Origin of the sequence: uncultured Amaricoccus sp. (assembly GCF_937891315.1) — a bacterium.
Taxonomy (GTDB): domain Bacteria; phylum Pseudomonadota; class Alphaproteobacteria; order Rhodobacterales; family Rhodobacteraceae; genus Amaricoccus.
The window spans coordinates 1-20,868 of sequence record NZ_CALAGI010000143.1 but is presented as its reverse complement, the minus strand read 5'-3'; the positions used below and the strand labels follow the sequence as shown (position 1 = coordinate 20,868).

The 20,868-nt window shown below is 68.4% G+C and carries 18 protein-coding genes; 11 read left to right on the top strand and 7 right to left on the bottom strand.

Going from position 1 to position 20,868, the window contains the following annotated elements:
* Positions 1 to 111: 111 nt before the first annotated feature.
* Positions 112 to 957, bottom strand: a complete 846-nt coding sequence (locus Q0480_RS14390; RefSeq protein WP_299133955.1) for an amino acid ABC transporter substrate-binding protein — start codon at positions 955 to 957, stop codon at positions 112 to 114.
* A gap of 153 nt (positions 958 to 1,110) precedes the next feature.
* On the bottom strand, positions 1,111 to 3,600 hold the full coding sequence (locus Q0480_RS14385) for an FAD-dependent oxidoreductase (protein WP_299133953.1): 2,490 nt from the start codon (positions 3,598 to 3,600) through the stop codon (positions 1,111 to 1,113).
* Between the two features lie 230 nt (positions 3,601 to 3,830).
* Here Q0480_RS14385 and Q0480_RS14380 point away from each other — a divergent pair, with 230 nt between their 5' ends.
* The 11 genes from Q0480_RS14380 (at position 3,831) to Q0480_RS14330 (ending at position 14,813) form a co-directional block, all read left to right on the top strand.
* Positions 3,831 to 4,334 carry a hypothetical protein gene (locus Q0480_RS14380; protein WP_299133952.1) on the top strand — a complete coding sequence of 168 codons (504 nt, stop codon included), beginning with the start codon at positions 3,831 to 3,833 and terminating at the stop codon, positions 4,332 to 4,334.
* Positions 4,335 to 4,453: 119 nt separating this feature from the next.
* The gene (locus tag Q0480_RS14375; RefSeq protein ID WP_299133950.1) at positions 4,454 to 6,484 is read left to right on the top strand and encodes a M3 family metallopeptidase; all 2,031 of its coding nucleotides are present in this window, start codon (positions 4,454 to 4,456) and stop codon (positions 6,482 to 6,484) included.
* A gap of 216 nt (positions 6,485 to 6,700) precedes the next feature.
* Positions 6,701 to 6,853: a hypothetical protein gene (locus tag Q0480_RS14370; protein ID WP_299133948.1), complete on the top strand. Its 153-nt coding sequence runs from the start codon at positions 6,701 to 6,703 to the stop codon at positions 6,851 to 6,853.
* A 209-nt stretch (positions 6,854 to 7,062) separates the two neighbouring features.
* On the top strand, positions 7,063 to 7,479 hold the full coding sequence (locus tag Q0480_RS14365; RefSeq protein ID WP_299133946.1) for a MucR family transcriptional regulator: 417 nt from the start codon (positions 7,063 to 7,065) through the stop codon (positions 7,477 to 7,479).
* Positions 7,480 to 7,629: 150 nt separating this feature from the next.
* Positions 7,630 to 8,937, top strand: a complete 1,308-nt coding sequence (gene miaB, locus Q0480_RS14360) for a tRNA (N6-isopentenyl adenosine(37)-C2)-methylthiotransferase MiaB (RefSeq protein ID WP_299133980.1) — start codon at positions 7,630 to 7,632, stop codon at positions 8,935 to 8,937.
* Between the two features lie 117 nt (positions 8,938 to 9,054).
* Positions 9,055 to 10,080 (top strand): hypothetical protein, encoded by a 1,026-nt coding sequence (locus Q0480_RS14355; RefSeq protein WP_299133944.1) that lies wholly within the window; start codon positions 9,055 to 9,057, stop codon positions 10,078 to 10,080.
* Positions 10,081 to 10,276: 196 nt separating this feature from the next.
* Complete coding sequence (locus Q0480_RS14350; protein WP_350459197.1) at positions 10,277 to 11,230, top strand: PhoH family protein; 954 nt, start codon at positions 10,277 to 10,279, stop codon at positions 11,228 to 11,230.
* Entirely contained in the window at positions 11,227 to 11,739 is a 513-nt protein-coding gene (gene ybeY / locus Q0480_RS14345; protein ID WP_299133940.1) for an rRNA maturation RNase YbeY, read from the top strand. Before Q0480_RS14350 ends, ybeY begins: the two co-directional genes overlap by 4 nt.
* Positions 11,740 to 11,774: 35 nt before the next feature.
* Positions 11,775 to 12,695 (top strand): hemolysin family protein, encoded by a 921-nt coding sequence (locus tag Q0480_RS14340; protein ID WP_299133938.1) that lies wholly within the window; start codon positions 11,775 to 11,777, stop codon positions 12,693 to 12,695.
* 123 nt (positions 12,696 to 12,818) lie between these two features.
* The gene (gene lnt / locus Q0480_RS14335) at positions 12,819 to 14,306 is read left to right on the top strand and encodes an apolipoprotein N-acyltransferase (protein WP_299133937.1); all 1,488 of its coding nucleotides are present in this window, start codon (positions 12,819 to 12,821) and stop codon (positions 14,304 to 14,306) included.
* Between the two features lie 156 nt (positions 14,307 to 14,462).
* A complete protein-coding gene (locus Q0480_RS14330; protein WP_299133935.1) occupies positions 14,463 to 14,813 on the top strand; it encodes a helix-turn-helix transcriptional regulator in 351 nt (116 codons plus the stop codon).
* A gap of 665 nt (positions 14,814 to 15,478) precedes the next feature.
* Here Q0480_RS14330 and Q0480_RS14325 read toward each other — a convergent pair.
* From Q0480_RS14325 to Q0480_RS14305, 5 genes are read right to left on the bottom strand one after another with little or no spacing between them, the layout of a single operon-like run.
* Positions 15,479 to 17,431, bottom strand: a complete 1,953-nt coding sequence (locus Q0480_RS14325; protein ID WP_299133934.1) for a 3-hydroxyacyl-CoA dehydrogenase NAD-binding domain-containing protein — start codon at positions 17,429 to 17,431, stop codon at positions 15,479 to 15,481.
* A gap of 2 nt (positions 17,432 to 17,433) precedes the next feature.
* Complete coding sequence (locus Q0480_RS14320; protein WP_299133933.1) at positions 17,434 to 18,135, bottom strand: ABC transporter ATP-binding protein; 702 nt, start codon at positions 18,133 to 18,135, stop codon at positions 17,434 to 17,436.
* The gene (locus tag Q0480_RS14315; protein WP_299133932.1) at positions 18,128 to 18,913 is read right to left on the bottom strand and encodes an ABC transporter ATP-binding protein; all 786 of its coding nucleotides are present in this window, start codon (positions 18,911 to 18,913) and stop codon (positions 18,128 to 18,130) included. The genes Q0480_RS14320 and Q0480_RS14315 overlap by 8 nt, the downstream gene beginning before the upstream one ends.
* Positions 18,910 to 19,860 (bottom strand): branched-chain amino acid ABC transporter permease, encoded by a 951-nt coding sequence (locus tag Q0480_RS14310; RefSeq protein WP_299133930.1) that lies wholly within the window; start codon positions 19,858 to 19,860, stop codon positions 18,910 to 18,912. Before Q0480_RS14310 ends, Q0480_RS14315 begins: the two co-directional genes overlap by 4 nt.
* A gap of 2 nt (positions 19,861 to 19,862) precedes the next feature.
* Entirely contained in the window at positions 19,863 to 20,735 is an 873-nt protein-coding gene (locus Q0480_RS14305; RefSeq protein ID WP_299133928.1) for a branched-chain amino acid ABC transporter permease, read from the bottom strand.
* Between the last annotated feature and the right edge of the window lie 133 nt (positions 20,736 to 20,868).

Genomic DNA, 20,868 nt, shown 5'->3' with positions numbered 1-20,868 from the left:
GGGGGGCGCTCGCGGCCGGATCGGCCGCGTTGGCCGCCGGCACGCGGTCCGTGGCCGTGGTCGAGAGGATCGACAAGCACGGCGCGCGGAACAGCGCGGTGAGCCGAACTCCTACGGTAGTTCGGGCGCGAGCAGGAACAGGGCGCTGAGCGCCGGGCCGGGTTTGGCGCCGGGCAGGTTTGCCTTGAAGATCTCGACCATCCGGCCGGTGTGATAGAGTTCGCTGAGCGCCCGGTCGACGGCCAGGCGATAGGCGCCGTCGCCGAGCGGCAGGCCCAGCGCCTGTTTCTCCACCGTCAGCGTATTGTCCGAGATCGACAGTGCATCCGACTTGTCGCTGGTCGCCAGCAGGTGGAACAGGATCGCCTGATCGCCGAAATAGGCGCTGATCGTCCCGGCTTCGAGCGCGGCGATCCCGGCCTCGTGCGACGCGACGGGCACGATCGTCGCGTCGGTCTTGGTCGCGGCGAGGGTGTTTCGGAGCGCATCCTCGGTCGTCGTCCCCTCGACCACGCCGACCTTCTTGCCCGCGAGTGCCGAAAGTTCCGGGCTCGCGCCCTTCGGCAACAGCACGGCGGCGCCGTCGACGAATGTCGGAATCGAGAAATCGATCTGCTCGCGTCGGGTGAGGGTGACGGTCGAAGGCTCGCAGAGGAGATCGACGCGGCCATCGGCCACGGCGTCGAAGCGATCCTCGGCGGTGACGAGCACATAGCTTGGCTTCAGCGGTGTGCCGAGCGCCGTGCCCAGCAGTTCGGCGACCGCCTCGCAGACATCGACGGTATAGCCGGCCGGCAATCCATCGCCGCCGGCGTAGGACAGCGGCGCCGCGTCGGCGCGATAACCGAGATGGATTTCGCCGCTGGCCTTGAGCTTGTCGAGCGTTCCCTCGGCCGCGGCCGGTAGCGCGAGCCCGGACAGCAGCAGCGCGGCGGCGAGGCGAATGGATGCAGGCATGGCGGATCCCCCGTGTTTGCCGCCGGCCCGGCGGCGTGTCCGTTTTCCCGCGCGGCCGCCGCGCGGATTCGGCGCCACGCTAGACGAGGCGCGCGGGGGTTACCATGGGCGCCGGGACCGATCGCCCCGGCCGGTCATGCGTCGCGACGAACCTCAGCCGTCGGCGCGGATGCGGGCGTTGGCCGGGTCGTAGGGGCTGTCCTCGACAATGCGCGCGTCCCACAACTCGCCGAGCATGCGGACCTTGAGCGCGGTGCCGACGGTCGCGAGGTCCGGGCGGACATAGCCCATGCCGATCGACTGGCCGAAGGCGACCGAATAGCCGCCGGAGGTCAGCCGCCCGACCCTGGTCCCGTCGAGATAGAGCGCCTCGCGGCCCCAGGGATCGGCGTCCGCCGGCCCATCGACGAGCAGGGTCACGCATTTCGAGCGGATGCCCTTCGCCTCCATCGCGGCCTTGCCGTGGAAGTCCTTCGACAGGTCGACGAACCGCGGCAGGTCGGCCTCGAGCGGCGTCGCGTCGCGGCCGAGTTCGGTGCCGAAGGCGCGGTAGCTCTTCTCCTGCCGCAGCCAGTTCTGCGCCCGGGCGCCGACGAGCTTCAGGCCCATCGGGTCGCCCGCTTCCATCAGCTTGTCGAACAGATAGTTCTGCATCTCGATCGGATGATGCAACTCCCAGCCGAGCTCGCCGGTATAGGCGACGCGCAGCGCGTTGACCGGGCACATGAGCAGCTCGATCCGCCGCGCCGACAGCCACGGGAACCGCTTGTTGGAGAGCGCGGTTTCGGGTTCGGCGTCGCGGATCAGCGACTTGAGCAGGTCGCGGGACCTGGGCCCCGCGAGGGCGAAGACGCCGAACTGGGTGGTGACGTTCTGGATCTCGATATACCCGAATTCGGGGGCCTTGTCCTCGGCGGCCTTGCGCAGGAAATCGGCGTCGTAGTCGGTCCAGGCGCCGGCGGAGACGAGGTAGAACTCGGTCTCCGAAATGCGCTGGATCGTGTATTCGGTGCGGGTGGTGCCCTGCGCGGTCAGCGCGTAGGTCAGGTTGATCCGACCGACCTTCGGCAGCTTGTTCGTGGTGAACCAGTCGAGGAAGGCCGTCGCGCCCGGCCCGCTGATCCGGTGCTTGGTGAAGGCGGAGGCGTCGATCAGGCCGACGCCCTCGCGGATCGCGCGGGCTTCCTCGACCGCGTGTTGCCACCAGCCGCCGCGGCGGAAGCTGCGCGAGGCGTGGTCGTCGAAGCCCTCGGGTGCGAAATAGTTCGGGCGCTCCCAGCCGTTCACCACGCCGAACCGCGCGCCGCGGGCCTTCACCCGATCGTAGCACGGGGCGGTGCGCAGCGGGCGGCAGGCCTCCCGCTCCTCGTCCGGGTGGTGCGGCACGAAGACGTGGGAATAGCATTCCTCGTTCTTTCGCGCGGCGTATTCGGTGGTGACCCAAGGTCCGAACCGCTTGGGGTCGAGACTCGCCATGTCGATCTCGGCCTCACCCTCGACCATCATCTGCGCGAGATAGTAGCCGGTGCCGCCGGCGGCGGTGATACCGAAGGAGAAACCTTCGGCCAGCCACATGTTGCGCAGGCCCGGAGCCGGCCCGACCAGCGGGTTGCCGTCGGGCGTGTAGCAGATCGGGCCGTTGAAATCGTCCTTGAGGCCCACCTGTTCGGAGGTCGGGATCCGGTGGATGAAGGACATGTATTCCTCCTCGATCCGCTCCAGGTCGAGCGGGAAGAGGTCGGCGCGAAAGCTGTCGGGCACGGCGTATTCGAAGCGGGCGGGCGCCCCGTCTTCGTAGGGGCCGAGGATCCAGCCGCCGCGCTCCTCGCGGACGTACCATCTGGCGTCCGCGTCGCGCAGCACCGGATGCTCGCCATTCGATTTGCGCCATTCGACGAGCGCGGGGTCGGGCTCGGTGACGATATACTGATGCTCGACCGGGATCGCCGGCGACTTGATGCCGAGCAGGCCGGCGGTGCGCTGGGCGTGGTTGCCGGTGGCGGTCACCACATGCTCGGCGCGGATCTCGAAGTGCTCCTCGGAGGGGACGAGGTTGCCGCCGCGCTCGATCATCACGCGGCCGCGCACGATCCATTCCGCGCCGGTCCAGTCGTAGCCGTCGACCTGGGCGCGGCGGACGATCTCGACGCCGCGCTGGCGGGCGCCCTTGGCCATCGCCTGGGTGACATCGGCGGGGTTGATGTAGCCGTCGGTCGGATGGAACAGCGCGCCCTTCAGATCCTCGGTCCGGACCAGCGGCCAGCGTGCCTTGATCTCGGCCGGCTTGAGGAATTCGAACGGGACGCCGATCGTCTCGGCGGTCGTGGCATAGAGGCGGTACTCGTCCATCCGCGCGTCGGTCTGGGCCATGCGCAGGTTGCCGACGACGGAAAAGCCGGCATTGAGTCCGGTTTCGGCCTCCAGCGTCTTGTAGAATTTCACCGAATAGTCGTGGATGTGGCTGGTCGCATAGCTCATGTTGAAGAGCGGCAGCAGCCCGGCGGCGTGCCAGGTCGAGCCCGAGGTGAGTTCGTCGCGTTCGAGCAGGACGACGTCGGACCAGCCGGCGCGCGCGAGATGATAGGCTATCCCCGCGCCAACGGCGCCGCCACCGACCACAACCGCGCGGGCATGGCTCTTCATCTCTCGCTACCCCTTGATCCGGCGCATGACGCGCGTTTGCGATTCTGTAGTCGAAGCGGGCGACGGGCAAGCGCGGGAGGCCGACCGATGGGAGGTGATTTCCGACCGGGGCGCCGCCCACCAGTCCGGATGGGGGAACCTTAGTTCGGGTGACGGCGTTTTCCGCAGAGACCCGTCATCGCCCGCGAGAGCTGTGACGCACCGCCACAATTACAGGAAGGACTATTGTCATGAAGGCACTCGCCCTGTTGACCGCGTCCGCGATCGCGCTCGCCGCCTGTTCCGGCGGCGAAGAAGAGGCGCCGATCCGGCAGCCGATTTCCGAGATCACCGTCGATACCGATCTGACGGCCATCGGCAACGCCCAGGCCGTGAACTACTGGGGCCGCCTCAGCACCGACCTGCAGACCGCGCTCGCCACCCAGTTCGTGGGGGATATCTCCCCGAGCGGCGCGGTGCTGAACGTCGATGTGGACGAACTGTCGCTGGCCAACGCCTATTCCTCGCAGTTCGGCCAGAACTCGACCCTGAGCGGGCAGGTGACGCTGACCGACCGGCGGGGCCAGCGGCTGTCGGCCTATACCGTGACCGCGACCTCGTCCCAGGCGCTGGCCGGGGCGTCGGGCGCCGGCGCCACGATCACCCCGGGCAGCAGCGATTTCTACGCCGCGCTGATCCGCGCCTTCGCGGCCGGCGTCGATCAGACGGTCAACGGAGCGGCGCCCGGCTCGTGACCAGGCGTGCTCATGACGGGCCCGTTCATGAACGCCGTCGTGAACTTGGGCATGGCGGGGTCTTGACCCCGGACGACAACCTCCCGATTGTCGCGCCGCGATGAAATCGGGAGGTTGTCATGGCCGTTACTTCGGCGCTCTTCGACGAATGGACCACGCCCTTCGGCCTGCCGCCATTCGCGGAGATCGAGGTCGAGCAGTTCGCGCCGGCCTTCGACGCGGCGATGACCGAGGCACGGACCAATATCGACGCCATCGCCGGGAATGCCGAGCCGCCGACCTTTGCCAACACGATCGAGGCGATGGAGCGCGCCGAGCACCGGCTCGACCGGGTGGCGTCGGTGTTCTTCAATCTGGCCGGCGCCAATACCAGCGACGCGATCGAGGCGTTGCAGCGGGACCTGAGTCCGAAGCTGTCGGCGCACAGTTCGGCGACCATGATGAACGCGGCGCTGTTCGCGCGGGTGGACGCGCTCTTCGAGAAGCGCGCCGAGCTCAGCCTGACGGCGGAGCAGCGGCGGGTGCTGGAACTCTACCACCGGATGTTCGTGCGGGCCGGTGCCCGGCTTCAAGGCGGGGATCGCGAGCGGCTGACCGAAGTTCTAAGCCGGCTGGCAAGCCTAGGCACCGCCTTTTCGCAGAATGTGCTGGCGGACGAAAAGTCCTGGCAAATGGCGCTGGCGCCGGAGGATCTGGACGGGCTGCCGGATTTCCTGATCGCGGCGATGGCCGAGGCGGCGAGCGAGCGCGGGCATGGCGGCCATGTGGTGACGCTGTCGCGCAGCCTGATCGTGCCGTTCCTGCAATTCTCGCGGCGGCGCGATCTGCGCGAGCGGGCGTTCCGCGCCTGGGTGGCGCGCGGGGCGAACGGCGGTGCCACCGACAATCGCGAGATCGTCGCCGAAACACTGAGGCTGCGCGAGGAGCGGGCGCGGCTGCTCGGCTATCCGTCCTTTTCGGCCTTCAAGCTCGACAACGAGATGGCGAAGACCCCGGACGCGGTGCGCGCGCTGCTGATGGCGGTCTGGACGCCGGCGCGGGCACGGGCGCTGTCGGACGCGGCGCGGCTGGAGGAGCTGATGCGCGGCGACGGGATCAACGGCGCGCTCGAACCCTGGGACTGGCGGTTCTATTCTGCGATCCGCCAGAAACTGGAGCATGACCTCGACGAGGCCGAGGTGAAGCCGTATCTGGAACTCAATCACATGATCGCCGCGGCTTTCGACGTCGCGGGACGGCTCTTCGGCCTCGACTTCCGGCCGATCGCGGCGCCGCTGCACCATCCGGACGCGCGGGCCTGGGAGGTCCGTCGCGGCGAGCGGCACATGGGGGTCTTCATCGGCGACTATTTCGCGCGCCCCTCGAAACGCTCCGGAGCCTGGTGCTCGAACTTCCGGATTCAGTCGAAGCTCGACGGCGAGACGCGACCGATCGCGATCAATGTCTGCAACTTCGCCAAGGCTCCCGAGGGCGAACCCTGCCTGCTGACCTTCGACGACGCGCGTACGCTGTTCCACGAATTCGGCCATGCGCTGCATGTGCTGATGTCGGACGTGACCTACGGCTTCATCGCGGGCACATCCGTCGCCCGGGATTTCGTGGAGTTGCCGAGCCAGCTCTACGAGCATTGGCTGTCAACGCCGGAGGTGCTGGAAGCGCATGCCCGCCACGCCGAGACCGGCGTTCCGATGCCGCGCGACCTGCTCGACCGCCTGCTCGCGGCGCGGAACTACGATCAGGGTTTCTCGACCGTGGAATATGTCACCTCGGCACTGGTCGATCTCGATTTCCACGCCGGGGCGGCGCCGGCGGACCCGATGGCGGCGCAGGCCGCGACGCTGGCCCGGCTCGATGTGCCGCCGGCCATCGTGATGCGGCATGCGACGCCGCATTTCGCGCATGTCTTCTCGGGCGACGGCTATTCGTCCGGCTACTATTCCTACATGTGGTCCGAAGTGATGGATGCCGACGCCTTTTCCGCCTTCCGCGAGACGGGCGACGTATTCGATCCGGCGACGGCCCGGCGGCTGGCCGACAACATCTACGGCGCCGGCGGTTCGCGCGACGAGGCCGACCTCTATGTCGCTTTCCGGGGTCGGATGCCGGGGGTCGAGGCCCTGCTGGAGCAGAGGGGGCTGACGGCGGCCTGAGGAAAGCGTCGCCGGGAGGCGAATCCAAGAAAAACGATGTCTCCGTCGCCGGCAATTCGTGCCTGCGTGGCCGAGGGCGGGACGGAACGGCGCGCTGCCTCCGCGTCAACTTGCGAAGCGCGAGAAATTCGCGACGTGGGATGGGCGGGTCGTTTCACCGGACTATACTGACGGCCTCGAAGGTGGTTTCCAGAGGCATTCGGACTCGAGGCCGGCATGGCCGATAGGCGGAAGATGGCTCAAACAGCCATCGGCCAGATCGGCATGATATCGCCAACGCAACCGCCAATTGATATCATCGGCGGGAACATCGCGACCGAAAACGTCATCATCGTCGGAAAACTCGTGGATTGCATACTTCCCGGCTGACGCCAGCGTTCCTGCGGTACCGACAGTGTGATGAAAATTTTCTACTTCTTTTTGGCCGATCACTTGTCAAAGGAATTTTACTGAACTACGATACTGTTACCTTAAGGCTTCGTTGGCGCAACGCTCGTTGACCAGCGAGCGAGGCCGAGAAACCAAGTAACCTGTGGTAGGCGGGCGCCACTTCGGGTTCCAGAATCAGGAATACGTTGATGACGGAAGATCAAATCATCGGTCGCGGAGAGATCCTTGCCCTGACGACGGAGATCGTGTCCGCCCATGTGGCGAACAACGCGATCGTCCAGAACGACGTCCCAGAACTGATCCAGTCCGTCTTTGCCAAGCTCTCCGAACTGGCCGGTGGCGAGGAGACGGCGTCGGTCGAGCTGACGCCCGCGGTTCCGATCAAGAAGTCGGTGACGGACGACTACATCATCTGTCTCGAAGACGGCAAGAAGCTGAAGATGCTGAAACGGCACCTGATGACCGCCTACGGCATGACGCCCGAGGATTATCGCGCGAAGTGGGGCCTGAAGGCGGAATATCCGATGGTCGCGCCGAACTACGCGGCCAAGCGTCAGGAACTGGCGAAGAAGATCGGCCTCGGGCGCAAGCCGCGCGCGAAATAGGGCTCGCTTGCGCCGAACCGGCGCGACGGCTAGAGGGGGCACGCGGCCGAAGGGTTCGCGCGCCCCTTCTCTTTTGGAGAGACGGCCATGGCCGAGCCCGCCAATTTTTCCGCCGACAGCGTCGAACCCGCGAATTCCGGCCCGGACGGCATGACGGAAGGCAAGAAGAAGCTGTTCGTCAAGACCTACGGCTGCCAGATGAACGTCTATGACAGCGAGCGGATGGTGGCGGCGCTCGGCGCCAATGGCTACGAGCCGACCGAGGTCGCCGAGGAGGCTGATCTCATACTGCTCAACACCTGCCACATCCGCGAGAAGGCGGCGGAGAAGGTCTATTCCGACCTCGGGCGCCTGCGTCCGCTGAAGGCCGCGAAGCCGGAGTTGCGGGTCGGGGTTACGGGCTGCGTCGCCCAGGCCGAGGGGGCGGAGATCCTGCGCCGGGCGCCGATGGTCGATCTGGTCGTCGGGCCGCAAGCCTATCACCGGTTGCCGGCGATGCTGGAGCGCGGCGCGCGCGCCATCGACACCGACTTCCCGCCCGAGGACAAGTTCGACCATCTGCCCGAGGGGTCGCGCGCGCGCCGCGCGCCGGCGGCCTTCCTGACGGCGCAGGAGGGCTGCGACAAGTTCTGCACCTTCTGCGTCGTGCCCTATACCCGCGGCGCGGAGGTTTCGCGGCCGGCGGCGCGCCTGCTGGCGGAGGCGCGCGATCTCGTCGCGCGCGGCGTTGTCGAACTGACGCTGCTCGGCCAGAACGTGAACGCCTATCGCGACGCCGAGGGTGCGACGCTCGCCGGCCTCGTGCGCGAGATCGCCGGAATCGAGGGGCTGGAGCGGATCCGCTACACGACCTCGCATCCGAACGACATGGGCGACGACCTGATCGCGGCCCATGCCGAGGAGCCGAAGCTGATGCCGTTCCTGCATCTGCCGGTCCAGTCCGGCAGCGACCGGATCCTGAAGGCGATGAACCGCCGGCACACCGCGGCGGACTATCTGGCACTGATCGACCGGATCCGCGCGGCGCGGCCGGACATGGCGCTGTCGGGCGATTTCATCGTGGGCTTTCCGGGCGAGACCGAGGCGGATTTCCAGGCGACGCTCGATCTCATCGAGGCGGTCGGCTATGCGCAGGCCTTCTCCTTCGCCTATTCGCCCCGTCCGGGCACGCCCGCCGCCGGGCGCGACGATCTGCCGGCCGAGGTAAAGTCCGAGCGGCTGCTGCGCCTGCAGGCGCTGCTGACCCGGCAGCAGGCGGTATACCAGGCGGCCATGGTCGGACGCACGCTGCCGGTGCTGCTGGAGAAGGCGGGGCGCGATCCGGGTCAGCTGGTGGGCAAGTCGCCCTATCTGCACGCGGTGCATCTGAAGGCCGATCCGACCCTGGTGGGGAGGGTGGTGGCGGCGCGAGTAACCGCCGCCGGAACCAACTCGCTGTCCGGAGAACTGGCGAGCTAGCGCAAAGTCCCGGATCAGGTCCGCGGACGCGCGGGGTCAAGACATCGGCGATTCCATTGCGGGAAAATTCGCGTTGGCGTACAAACGGCTGGTGCGAAATTGTCTCTTGGGGTGGGCATGACAATAAGCCGTGTCCACTATGACCTCACCGATCTCTGCAACGCCGGATGCCCGCAATGCGCGAGGACGGATCCCGATGGCTGCAAGCCAAAGGACTGGCTTGCGCGGCGGGTCTGTTCGCTCGGCGATTTCCAGCGCTACAGCCCTCCGGAATTCATGAGCACCCTCAGGTCCATCTTCTTTTGCGGAAACTATGGAGACCCCGCCGTCGTGCCGGATCTTGTCCCGATTCTTCAATATTGCTGGGCATGCAATCCAGCACTGGCCATCAAGGTCTACAGCAACGCGTCCATTCGACCGGTGTCCTGGTGGCGGGATCTGGCCGGGGCGGCGTCGGGGCATTCGTTCCGACTGATCGCCGCCATCGACGGGGCAAGCCACGAGACCAACCGTCTGTACCGGGTCGGAACGGACTTTTCGCGGATCATGCGGAACACCGAGGCGTTCATATCGGAGGGGGGCGAGGCCGAATGGTGGATGCTGGTATTCCGGCACAACGAGCATGAGGTGACCACCGCGGAACAGATGGCCGGAGCGCGGGGCTTCGTCAACTTCCGTTCGTATCCGTCCAACAGGTTCGGAGGAAAGCCGTCCTTCACCTATTCCCACAAGGGTGAGGAGTACGTCCTCATGCCACCGACCATAACCCTTGCCCCGAAATCCGCGACGACTCACAAGATCGCCGTGGAGGATCTGGCAAGGACCGAGGTTGTTATCTCCTGCGAGGCGCGCCGCGCCTCCGAGGCTTTCATCGATTTCATGGGATATCTCTCGCCGTGCTGCCACGTCGGGCGCCGGATCTACATGAAAGACAGGGGTATGTTCCCACAGGGTGACAGTTGGATTGGCGATGCGTTCGACACATTCGACACGCGAAGGATGAACATCGACCAGGTGGGGTTCGCGTCGGCGCGCGCCGCCTATGACGCGTTTCTGAACCATCTGGAAGCATACTGGGCGCACCAGACCCCCCACGTCTGCAAGGTCGTCTGCGGCAAGAAGCAGGCGGTCAGCGCCGCCTGAGGCCGGGCAGACGGGTTTCGCGCCGCCCGATGCTCTCCATCCGACAGGCGCTTGCGCGGCGGTCCCGGGTGGGGCAGTGTCCGCGAAGCAGAGTCTCAACGCCGCCGGAGGCCCATTGGCGATCAACGCCCCTTCACCCGCCCCGACCCCGGATGACCCATCCGACAGCATTCTGCAGTTTCCGGATAATCGCCTGATGATCGATCTCTGCGGCGAGCTCGATCGCAATATCGTGCAGATCGAACAGCGCCTCGGCGTCGCGATCCATCGGCGCGGCAATCATCTCGCGCTGCACGGACCGGCGGCCGAGCGCGGCGCGGCCGAGCAGGTGCTGCGCGGGCTCTATGCCCGGCTGGAACAGGGGCGGCCGGTGACCCCCGGCGACATCGACGCGGTGATCCGCCTCAGCCCCGCCGCCCCGGCGCGGGAACCCCGGCGCGAGCCGGGCGCGCGGGCCGGCCAGCTCGAGATGTTCAGCACCGAGCCGCTGGAGATCCGCACCCGGCGCAAGATTGTCGAGCCCCGAACCTCGGCGCAGAATGATTACGTGCGCAAGCTCTTCCGGCACGAGCTGGTGTTCGGCATCGGTCCGGCGGGTACCGGCAAGACCTATCTCGCGGTCGCGGCGGCGGTCGCCATGTTCATCGAGGGCCAGGTCGACAAGATCATCCTCAGCCGTCCGGCGGTGGAGGCGGGCGAGCGGCTCGGCTTCCTGCCCGGCGACATGAAGGAGAAGGTCGATCCCTACATGCAGCCGCTCTATGACGCGCTGAACGACTTCTTCCCGCCGAAACAGGTGGCGAAGCTGATCGAGGAGCGGCAGATCGAGATCGCGCCGCTCGCCTTCATGCGCGGGCGGACGCTCGCCAACGCCTTCGTCGTGCTCGACGAGGCGCAGAACGCGACGACGATGCAGATGAAGATGTTCCTGACGCGCCTCGGCGAAGGCAGTCGCATGGCGATCACGGGCGACGTGACGCAGATCGACCTGCCCCGCGGGGTGATGTCGGGCCTGATCGAGGCGGAGCGGGTCCTGCGCGACGTCGAGGGCATCGGCTTCGCCCGCTTCTCCGCCGAGGACGTGGTTCGGCATCCGATGGTCGCCCGCATCATCCGCGCCTACGAGACCGCGCGACCGGTCGACGCGTGAGCGCGGACACGACCGGTTCCGATTCGGAGACGGTGGCGCTCGTCGATCCGGTGATCGAGGATGCGCGCTGGGCGGAGGCCGGGCTCGGACAGCTGGCCGAGCGGGCGGCGCGCGCCGCGCTTCTCGCCGCCGGCCTTGATCCCGACCGGCACGAACTCAGCCTCCTCGGCTGCGACGATGCGCGGATCGCGGGGCTGAATGCCGAGTTCCGCGGCAAGCCGGCGCCGACCAACATCCTCTCCTGGCCCGCCTTCGACGGACCGGCGCCGGCGCCGGAACAGGACGAGCCGGTGTTTCTGGGCGATCTCGCGATCGCCTACGAGACCTGCGCGGCGGAAGCCGCGGCGGCGGGTATCCCGCTCGGCGATCACGCGACGCATCTCGTGGTGCATGGCGTCCTGCATCTCCTCGGCTATGACCACGAGATGGAGGACGAGGCCGACGCGATGGAAGCTTTCGAGACGAAAATACTTGCCAGCATGGGGCTGCGGAACCCATATTCGCGCTAGGGGCGCCCCTCGGGCGCGACATCCGGACAGGAGACATGGGCGAGACATCCGACGGGCTCCCAGCCACGGGGCAGCGCGTTTCCGACGACGGAGATCCGGACAGTCCCGCCAGATCGACCTTCTTCTCGCGTCTTTTCAGGCGCGACGCGCCGGAGGCCGAGCAGACCGATCAGGCGTCCGGCGATTCGGACCCGGCCAGGGCCGCTTCCAACGATCGCGAGATGATGGTCAATCTGCGCAATCTGCGTCAGATGCGCGTGGACGATGTGTCCGTGCCGCGGGCCGACATCGTCGCGGTGTCGGATGATTCGACGATCGAGGATCTGGTCTCGGTGTTCCAGAGCAGCACGCTGTCGCGGCTGCCGGTCTATTCCGAGACGCTCGATCAGCCGAAGGGATTGGTGCATCTGAAGGATCTTGCGCTGAACTACGGCTTCGGGGCGACGAAGCGGCCGTTCGACCTCACGCCTTTGGTCCGGCCGCTGCTCTATGTGCCGCCCTCGATGTCGATCGGCGCGCTGCTGCGCAAGATGCAGGCGGCGCATGTCCATATGGCGCTGGTCATCGACGAATATGGCGGCGTCGATGGCCTCGTGACGTTCGAGGATTTGCTGGAGCAGGTGGTCGGTGACATCGCCGACGAGCATGACGAGGCCGAGGACAAGCTGTGGAGCGACGAGGGCGACGGCGTGTTCCTCGCCCAGGCCCGGGCCGATCTCGCCGATTTCGAGGAAGAGACCGGGACGCGACTCGCCTCTCGCGAGACGGCCGAGAAGGTGCATACGCTCGGCGGTCTGGTCACGCGGCTCGCCGGCCGGGTGCCGGCGATCGGCGAGATCGTTGCCCATCCCGACGGGCACGAATTCGAGGTGGTCGACGCGGACGCTCGTAAGATCAAGGGTTTACGCCTGCGACTGCGGCGCGAGACGGCGAAGCCGTCAGAGGCGGCGGAATAGATCCATGATGCTTCGCCGTACGCGCCGCGCGGATCCTCCGCGCCCGGTCCGCGGTTCCGCGTGATTCCGGGCGTCACCTTGATCGCCACGCGCGTAGGGGCGGTTTCCGGGTGGCGCCGGCTTGTGCTCGGGTTTCTGGCCGGCGCGGCCCTCGCGGGGGCGCAGGCGCCGCTCTCCTGGCCGATCCTGTTGTTCGTCGGCCTGCCGGTCCTGTTCCGGCTGCTCGATGGCTGCCGGGGGCCGATCGGTGGCGCTCTGCTCGGCTGGGCGGCGGGGCTTGGCTATTTCGCCGCCGACCTCTTCTGGATCGTCGAACCTTTCATGGTCGACGCCGCGCGCTTCGGATGGATGGCGCCCTTCGCCCTCGCCGGGATGGCCGGCGGGCTCGCGCTGTTCTGGGCGGCCGCCTTCGGCCTCGCCCGCGCGGTCTGGCCGCCGGGTCCGTCGCGGGTGCTGGTCCTCGCCGCGCTCTGGACCTTCGCCGACTATGCGCGCGCCCATGTGCTGACCGGCTTTCCATGGGGCCTGCCGGCCTATGCCTGGATCGAGACGCCGGTGGCGCAGACGGCGGCGCTGTTCGGGCCGCATGTGCTCGGCTTCCTGACGCTGGTCGCTGGCCTGTCGCTCGGCCTCGCGACCTGGCGCGGCGCGGCGATGGCGGCGGCGCTGGTCGCGGCGGGCTGGACGCTCGGCATGGTCCGCCTCGCGGCCCCGGCGCCGGAACGGGCGGAGCCGGTGATCGTGCGCCTCGTCCAGCCGAACGCGCGGCAGGAGGAGAAATGGCTGCCCGGCAAGGACGCCGAATTCTTCCAGCGGCTGATCGACCTCACACGGGCGCCGGCCGATCCGATGCCGGACGTCACCCTCTGGCCCGAGACGGCGGTCTCCTTCGTGCTCGACGACGACCCCGCGGCGCAGGCGCTGGCCGCCGCCGCGACCGGACCGGCTGGCCGGTTGATCACTGGCATCCGCCGGGTCGAACTCTGGCCGCAGGGGCAGGTCTGGTTCAATTCGCTCGCCGTGCTGGCGCCGGACGGGGCCGAGCAGGGGATCTACGACAAGCATCATCTCGTGCCCTTCGGCGAATACATCCCGAAGGCGGGTCTCGTCGCGCGGCTCGGCATACCGGGCCTCGAGACGCTGACCGGTGGCGGCTTCTCGCCCGGGCCCGGGCCGCGGCTCGTCGCACCGCCGGGCCTGCCGCCATTCCTGCCGCTCATCTGCTACGAAGCGATCTTTCCCGACGGGGCGCGGGCCCCCGGGGGGCGGCCGGAATGGATCGTCCAACTGACCAACGACGCCTGGTTCGGCGAGGTCTCCGGCCCCTACCAGCATCTGGCACAGGCGCGGGCGCGGGCGATCGAGCAGGGTGTGCCCCTCGCGCGGGCAGCGAATACAGGAATTTCGGCGATGATCGACGCGCGCGGCGAGATCGTGGAGAGTCTCGGCCTCGGGCGCGCCGGCTATATCGACGTCGCTTTGCCCGGCGCACTTCCGCCGACGCTCTATTTCATGCTCGGGGATTGGCCGGGACTGGCAGCGATCGCTTTCATTTTCGTATTAACTGTTACAAACTTTTACGGTGGCATTTCACTTACCAGGCAGAGATAGATTGATCGCGGGAGAGGTGGGATTTCCTAGCAGCGCGGTCCGACGCGACGCCACGACGCACGTGGGCGCCGAGCGATGGGTCTGTTTTGAAGTGAGTATGTGGGGTCAGTGGTGTCTCTTTTTGCTAGCAAGGTCGATATTCATGTAGGCACGCGGATGCGTCAGCGGCGGGAGTCGCTTGGCATCAGCCAGGGTCGTCTCGGCCGCTACCTCGGGCTCACATTCTCGCAGATCCAGAAATACGAGAAGGGATCGAACCGGATCGGCGCCGGGCGCCTGTTCCAGATCGCGACCTTCCTCGGGGTCGCGCCCAGCTATTTCTTCGAAGGGCTCGACGGCGTGGGCGAACCCGCGGGCTCGGTGGCCGAGGGTCCGCTGCGCGACGAGGTGCGCACGCTGGTCGAGGCCTACGCCGCGATCCCCGATCCCGAGACGCGGAACTCGGTCCTCGCACTGGTCCGATCCCTGACCACCAGCGCGCTGGCGCGGCGCACGACGCAGGTCTGACCCGGGGGGCGATCTCGGCGGGTGCCGACCGCGACCATTCCAATCCCGGGGAGCGGGGCTTCATGCCCCGCTCCCGAAATCGACGGCGGGTTGGCCGGGGCGCGGGAATGGCTTCGCTCTCCGACCGTCGAGCGTGCCTTGCCGGCGCGAAGATCCGCCGGTGTCTCGACCGCGACACGGGCTCGGGGCGCGGGCTCGGAACGTGCGGGCGCGTGCGCGCCGGCCTGATCTGGACTCCCGACAAGGCAAACCGAGACGGCCCGCGCCGAATTGAGCGGCGAAGGGTGATCTCAGACCAACGGCCATCTCGTTGACTTACCGACCAAGCGCGCCGAAGGCACGCGAGGCACAGGCCCGACAATGCCGAGGCACCGCCTCGGCCGGGCCGATCGCTGGAGGGCCGGAGGCCCGGAGGCGATGGGGCGTGGGGAAGCGCCGGACCTCGAAGTACGGACGGGGGCGCCCCTGGGTGGCCGCGCTTCGCGGACACCCGTCACGCCGCAGGCGTGCCTCCGGCACGACGGGAGGGGCGTCCGCGGCCGGTCTCGCCGACGGTCGAGACCGGCGGCCCATCCGTCACGCCCAACGCCCGGCTGGGGCTTGTGTCCGACCCCTGAGTAAAGGGTCAGTCGGCGTGGCCGTTGGTATCATCGCCCGGTTTCCATTCAGGAGGCGGCGAACATCGGGCCGCCGCGGCGCCGGGGGAAGCCGTAGCCGTGGATCTCGACGAGGTCGATGTCGGCCGGTTGCCCGGCGATGCCTTCGGCGAGGATGAGTTCGCCCTCGGCGGCCATCTCCGAAACGAGATGCCCGGCGATCGCGTCGGACGGCATGCTCCCGCCTCCCGCGTCGATCTGTTCGGCGAGAAGCGCCGCGACGGTCCGCGAAGGATGTGGCGCGCGGTCACCGGGGGCGTAGTCGTACCAGCCGCCACCGGTCTTCTGGCCCTTGCGCCCCGAGCGGACGAGGATGTCGCCGAGCGTTTCCGGCACGTTCTCGCCGCGGGCGCGGGCGCCCTCCCGCTGGAGGAAGGCGATGTCGAGGCCGCCGAGATCCTGCGCCTCGAAGGGGCCCATGGCGAAGCCGAAGGCGCGCATCGCCGCGTCGATCTCGGCGACGGTCGCGCCCTGGCGGACGAGGGCCTCGGCCGCGGCGCGGTAGCGCTTGAGGATGCGGTTGCCGATGAAGCCGTCGCAGATGCCGGCCTGCACGGGGATCTTGCGCAGGCGCGCGGCGAGGGCGAAGCCGGTCGCCAGCGTCTCGGGCGAGGTTTCGGGCGTCGGGACGATCTCGAGGAGCTTCATCACATTGGCCGGGCTGAAGAAGTGCAGCCCGATGAAGCGGCCGGGACCCGGCACGCCCTCGGCGATCGTCCGCGGATCGAGATAGGAGGTGTTGGTCGCGAGGATCGCGTCGGGGCGGCAGGCCACCGACAGCGCCTCGAAGACCGCGCGCTTGACCGACAGTTCCTCGAAGACCGCCTCGATCACCAGATCGATGTCGGCGAGGTCGGCATAGTCCGTCGTCCCCGCGACGCCGCCGATCCGCTCCGCGGCGGCGGCGTCGGTCAGGCGGCCGCGCTTCACCGCGCCGTCGAAGATGGCGCGGACGTTGGCGAGCCCGCGTGCCAGCGCCTCGGCGTCGCGCTCGACGAGCGTCACGGGCAGGCCGGCGTCGCGGAGCGCCGCGGCGATGCCGGCGCCCATGGTGCCGCCGCCGACGACGGCGGTGGTGGCGATCGCCTTCGCCGCGACGCCCTTCAGCGCCGGGGGCCGCGGGGCGGCGCGCTCCGCGAAGAAGACGTGGCGGAGCGCCGCGGCCTCGGGGGAGGCGCGCAAGGCGAGGAAGGTCTCGCGCTCGAAGGCCATCGCCTCGTCGAAGGGCGCTTCGGTGGCGCGGCGCAGGCAGGCGAGCGCGCGGAGCGGCGCGGCCTCCCCGCGGGCGACCTTCCTGACCCGCTTCTCGGCATCGGCCCAGAAGGCGGGGTCGGCGGTCATGGGCGCGCGGTCGCGGAGCGGCGCGGGAAGCGGCGGCGGGTCGGTGGCGAAGGCGACGGCGGCGGCGCGGAGGTCGCCCTCCACGATGCGGTCGATTAGGCCGAGCTCCAGCGCCTTCGGCGCCTTCACCGGCTTGCCCGTGGTGGCGATGTCGATGGCCGCGGCGGGCGGGACGAGGCGCGGCAGGCGGACGGTGCCCCCGGCCCCGGGCACGATGCCGAGGGTGACTTCCGGCAGGCCGACGGTGGCGGACGCGAGCGCCACGCGGAAGCGGCAGGCGAGCGCCACCTCGAAGCCGCCGCCGAGGGCGGAGCCGTGGATGGCGGCCACCCACGGCTTCGCCGCCGCCTCGATGCGGGCGACGAGGTCGGGCAGGTGCGGCGGCACCGGCGGCTTGCCGAACTCGCTCACGTCGGCCCCGGCGATGAAGGTGCGCCCGGCGCAGAGGAGGACGACGGCATCGACGGACGCGTCGGCGTCGAGGGCCTCGGCCGCGTCCCGGAGGGCGCCGCGCAGGGCCTGGCTCAGCGCGTTGACCGGCGGATTGTCGATGGTGACGACGGCGACGCGGCCTTCGCGTGCGATGGAGACGGGGGACGCGAGGGTGGTGGTGTCGGTCATGGTCATATCCCCAGATAGGCTTCGCGGATGCGCGGGTCGGCGATGAGCTCGGCCGCCGTGCCGCTCATGGTGACACGGCCGGTCTCCAGCACATAGCCGCGGTCGGCGATCTTGAGCGCGCCGAAGGCGTTCTGCTCGACGAGGAGAACGGTGACGTCGAGATCGCGCATCGACTTCACCACGTCGAAGATCTGCGCGACGATGATCGGTGCCAGCCCCATCGACGGCTCGTCGAGGAGCAGGCACGAGGGCCGCCCCATCAGCGCGCGGGTGATGGCAAGCATCTGCTGCTGGCCGCCGGAAAGGCCGCCGGCGGCGAGGTTGCGCTTCTCCTTGAGGATCGGGAACATCGCGAAGGCGTTCGCCATGTCCTTCTCCACCCGGTCGTCGGTGTAGAGGAAGGCGCCGAGGCGCAGGTTCTCCTCCACCGTCAGGTTGGTGAAGATCTGCCGCCCCTCGGGCGACTGCGCGAGGCCGTGGCCGAGGCGCTTGTAGGCGGGAACGGCGGTGAAAGCCTCGCCGCGGAAGCTGATGGTGCCGGCCGACACGGGCTGGACGCCCGAGAGGCAGCGCAGCAGCGTGGTCTTGCCGGCGCCGTTGGCACCGACGACGGTGACGATCTCGCCGGAGTTGACCGCGAGGTCGATGCCGTGCAGCACCTCGATGCGGCCGTAGCGGGAGCGCAGGCCCTCGACGCTAAGCATGGGTCGCCTCCACCTGTGAATCGGTGCCGAGATACGCCTCGATGACCTTGGGATTCTGGCTGACCTCCTCGGGCTTGCCCTCGGCGATCTTCTCGCCGTGGTCGAGCACGACGATGTGGTTGGAGATGCGCATGACCATCTTCATGTCGTGCTCCACGAGGAGGATCGCCGTGCCGGAGGCGGCGACCTCGGCGATCAGGTGATCGATCTCCTCGGTCTCCACCGCGTTGCAGCCCGCCGCCGGCTCGTCGAGGAGGAGGACGCGGGGCTTCAAGGCCAGCGCGCGGGCGATCTCGAGCCGCTTCAGCGCGCCGTAGGAGAGCGAGGAGGCCTCCTTCTCCGCCGCGTTGCCGAGCCGCACCCGGTCGAGGAGCGCGCGGGCTTCCGTCTCGGCGGCGCGGGCGCGGGCCTTCATCGACGGCAGGTGCAGGAGGTCGGCGAGGAGCGAGCCCTTCTCCTGCAGGTGAAAGCCGGCGATGGCGTTTTCGAGCACCGTCATCGTCTGGAAGATCTGCAGGTTCTGGAAGGTACGCGAGAGGCCGCGCCGGGCGAGGAGGAAGGGATCGAGCCCGGTCACGTCCTGACCGTCGAGCCTGACCGACCCGGCGGACGGCTTGTAGACGCCGGAGATCATGTTGAAGAGCGTGGTCTTGCCGGCGCCGTTCGGGCCGATCACCGAGACGATCTCGCCGGGGTTGACGCGGAAGCCCACGTCGCTGACCGCCTTGAGCCCGCCGAAGGTGATGCCGAGGCCCTCTACTTCGAGAAGCGTGGTCATTTATCCTTCCCCCGGAGCGCGCGCAGGATGCTGGGAAGCAGCCCCTCGCGCATGAAGATCATGCAGAGCATCATCACGAGGCCGAGCAGGATCTGCTCGTATTCCTGGAACACGGTCAGCACCTGCGGCAGCGTGGTCAGGATCGCGCCGCCGAAGAAGGCGCCGAGCACCGAGCCGACCCCGCCGAGAACCGCCATCGTCACCATCTCGATCGAGTGCATGAAGCCCGCGACGTCCGGCGTGATGAACTTGTTCTGGAGCGCGAGGAGCGAGCCCGCGAGCGACGCATAGACCGCCGAGATGACGAAGGCCTGGAGCTTGAGGCTGGAGACGTCGATGCCGACGGTGCGGGCGGCGATCTCCGAGCCGTGCAGCGCGCGCAGCGCGCGCCCCGTCGGGCTGTCATAGAGGTTGAGCGCGATCCAGGCGCCGATCACCAGCACGAGGCCGGAGAAGAAGTACCAGAACTGCGCGTTGGAGAGATCGATGCCGACGCGTTCCAGGAGGTCGTTGAGGCCGAGGTCGGGCACTTCGATCCCGTCGGGACCGCGGGTGAGCCAGGCCTCGTTGGCGAGCACCATCGAGACAAGGATGCCGAGGCCGAGGGTGGCGACCGCGAGATAGTAGCCCTTGAGCCGCAGCACCGGGCGGCCGACCAGCCATGCGAGGCCGGCGGAGAGCGCGGCGCCGAGGAGGACCGCGAGGCCGGGGTGGAGGCCGAGGTGGGCGGGGGCGAGCGCGCAGGCGTAGCCGCCGATGCCGGCGAAGCCCGCGTGGCCGAGGCTGATCTGGCCGGCATAGCCGATCAGGATCACGAGGCCGGTGACGGCGAGGCCGTTGACGAAGATCAGCGAGCCGACGCGGTAATAGTAGTTGGAGGGGAAGAAGAGCGGCGAGGCGATCACGAGGATCGCAAGGACGAGGAGGGTGACGCGCTTGGTGGTCATGGTCACACCCGGTCCGTGGATTTGCGGCCGAAGATGCCGCCCGGCATCACGAAGAGCACGATCAGGATGACGACGAAGGCGGCGGCGTCCTTGTAGACCGAGCTGATGTAACCGGCGGTCAGCGACTCGATGAGGCCGAGGAGAATGCCGCCGACGAGCGCGCCGACGGGGGCGCCCATGCCGCCGAGCATCGCCGCGGCGAAGCCCTTGAGCGCGAGCGGGATACCGACGTCGTAGGCGGTGTTGGTGATCGGCGTGACCAGCACGCCGGCCAGCGCGCCGATGGCGGCGGAGAGCGCGAAGGAGAGCGTCATCACCCAGTTGGTGTTGATGCCGACGAGCTGTGCCGCGAGGCGGTTGTTCGAGGTGGCGAGGACGGCGCGGCCGGTGAGGGTCTTGGTGAAGAAGAGCCAGAGCCCGATGAAGACCACCACGGCGCCGGCGAGAACCCAGAGCGATTGCGGCAGGATGGTGGCGCCGAGGATGGCGATCGGGGTGTCGCCGGAGAAGGCGGGGAAGCGGTGGAGCTGCTTGTCGAAGACGAGTTGCGCCACGCCGCGGATGAAGATCGAGGCGCCGATGGTGATGATGATGAGCGAGACCACGGGCGCGCCGCGGGCGGGCTCGATGGCGAGCTTGTTGAGGGCGACACCGACGCAGGCGGTGGCGGCGATGGCGACCAGCGCGGCGAGGGGAATGGGCAGGCCCGCGAGGTTGGCGAAGACGGTGATCATGCCGCCGAGCATCACGAACTCGCCCTGGGCGAAGTTCACCACGTCCGAGGCGTTGTAGATGATGGTGAATCCGAGCGCGACCAGCGCGTAGACCGCGCCGACCGTGATCCCGGACAAGAGGAATTGCATGAGTTCGGCCATGGCGTCGAGCTCCAGCGGAATGACGGGGGATGTGACGCCCGGAGAGGATGCCCCGGGCGCGGCGGGGGGCTGCTACTGGACGAGGGTCCAGGTGCCGTCCTTGATCTCGAGCATGCGGAAGGCCGAGAGGTCG

Bases quoted from the DNA above. Each gene is read 5' to 3' on its own strand.
- Q0480_RS14390 (WP_299133955.1), bottom strand. From the start codon at position 957: ATGCCTGCATCCATTCGCCTCGCCGCCGCGCTGCTGCTGTCCGGGCTC.
- Q0480_RS14385 (WP_299133953.1), bottom strand. From the start codon at position 3,600: ATGAAGAGCCATGCCCGCGCGGTTGTGGTCGGTGGCGGCGCCGTTGGC.
- Q0480_RS14380 (WP_299133952.1), top strand. From the start codon at position 3,831: ATGAAGGCACTCGCCCTGTTGACCGCGTCCGCGATCGCGCTCGCCGCC.
- Q0480_RS14375 (WP_299133950.1), top strand. From the start codon at position 4,454: ATGGCCGTTACTTCGGCGCTCTTCGACGAATGGACCACGCCCTTCGGC.
- Q0480_RS14370 (WP_299133948.1), top strand. From the start codon at position 6,701: ATGGCCGATAGGCGGAAGATGGCTCAAACAGCCATCGGCCAGATCGGC.
- Q0480_RS14365 (WP_299133946.1), top strand. From the start codon at position 7,063: ATGACGGAAGATCAAATCATCGGTCGCGGAGAGATCCTTGCCCTGACG.
- miaB (WP_299133980.1), top strand. From the start codon at position 7,630: ATGACGGAAGGCAAGAAGAAGCTGTTCGTCAAGACCTACGGCTGCCAG.
- Q0480_RS14355 (WP_299133944.1), top strand. From the start codon at position 9,055: ATGACAATAAGCCGTGTCCACTATGACCTCACCGATCTCTGCAACGCC.
- Q0480_RS14350 (WP_350459197.1), top strand. From the start codon at position 10,277: ATGATCGATCTCTGCGGCGAGCTCGATCGCAATATCGTGCAGATCGAA.
- Q0480_RS14340 (WP_299133938.1), top strand. From the start codon at position 11,775: ATGGGCGAGACATCCGACGGGCTCCCAGCCACGGGGCAGCGCGTTTCC.
- Q0480_RS14330 (WP_299133935.1), top strand. From the start codon at position 14,463: ATGCGTCAGCGGCGGGAGTCGCTTGGCATCAGCCAGGGTCGTCTCGGC.
- Q0480_RS14325 (WP_299133934.1), bottom strand. From the start codon at position 17,431: ATGACCGACACCACCACCCTCGCGTCCCCCGTCTCCATCGCACGCGAA.
- Q0480_RS14320 (WP_299133933.1), bottom strand. From the start codon at position 18,135: ATGCTTAGCGTCGAGGGCCTGCGCTCCCGCTACGGCCGCATCGAGGTG.
- Q0480_RS14315 (WP_299133932.1), bottom strand. From the start codon at position 18,913: ATGACCACGCTTCTCGAAGTAGAGGGCCTCGGCATCACCTTCGGCGGG.
- Q0480_RS14310 (WP_299133930.1), bottom strand. From the start codon at position 19,860: ATGACCACCAAGCGCGTCACCCTCCTCGTCCTTGCGATCCTCGTGATC.
- Q0480_RS14305 (WP_299133928.1), bottom strand. From the start codon at position 20,735: ATGGCCGAACTCATGCAATTCCTCTTGTCCGGGATCACGGTCGGCGCG.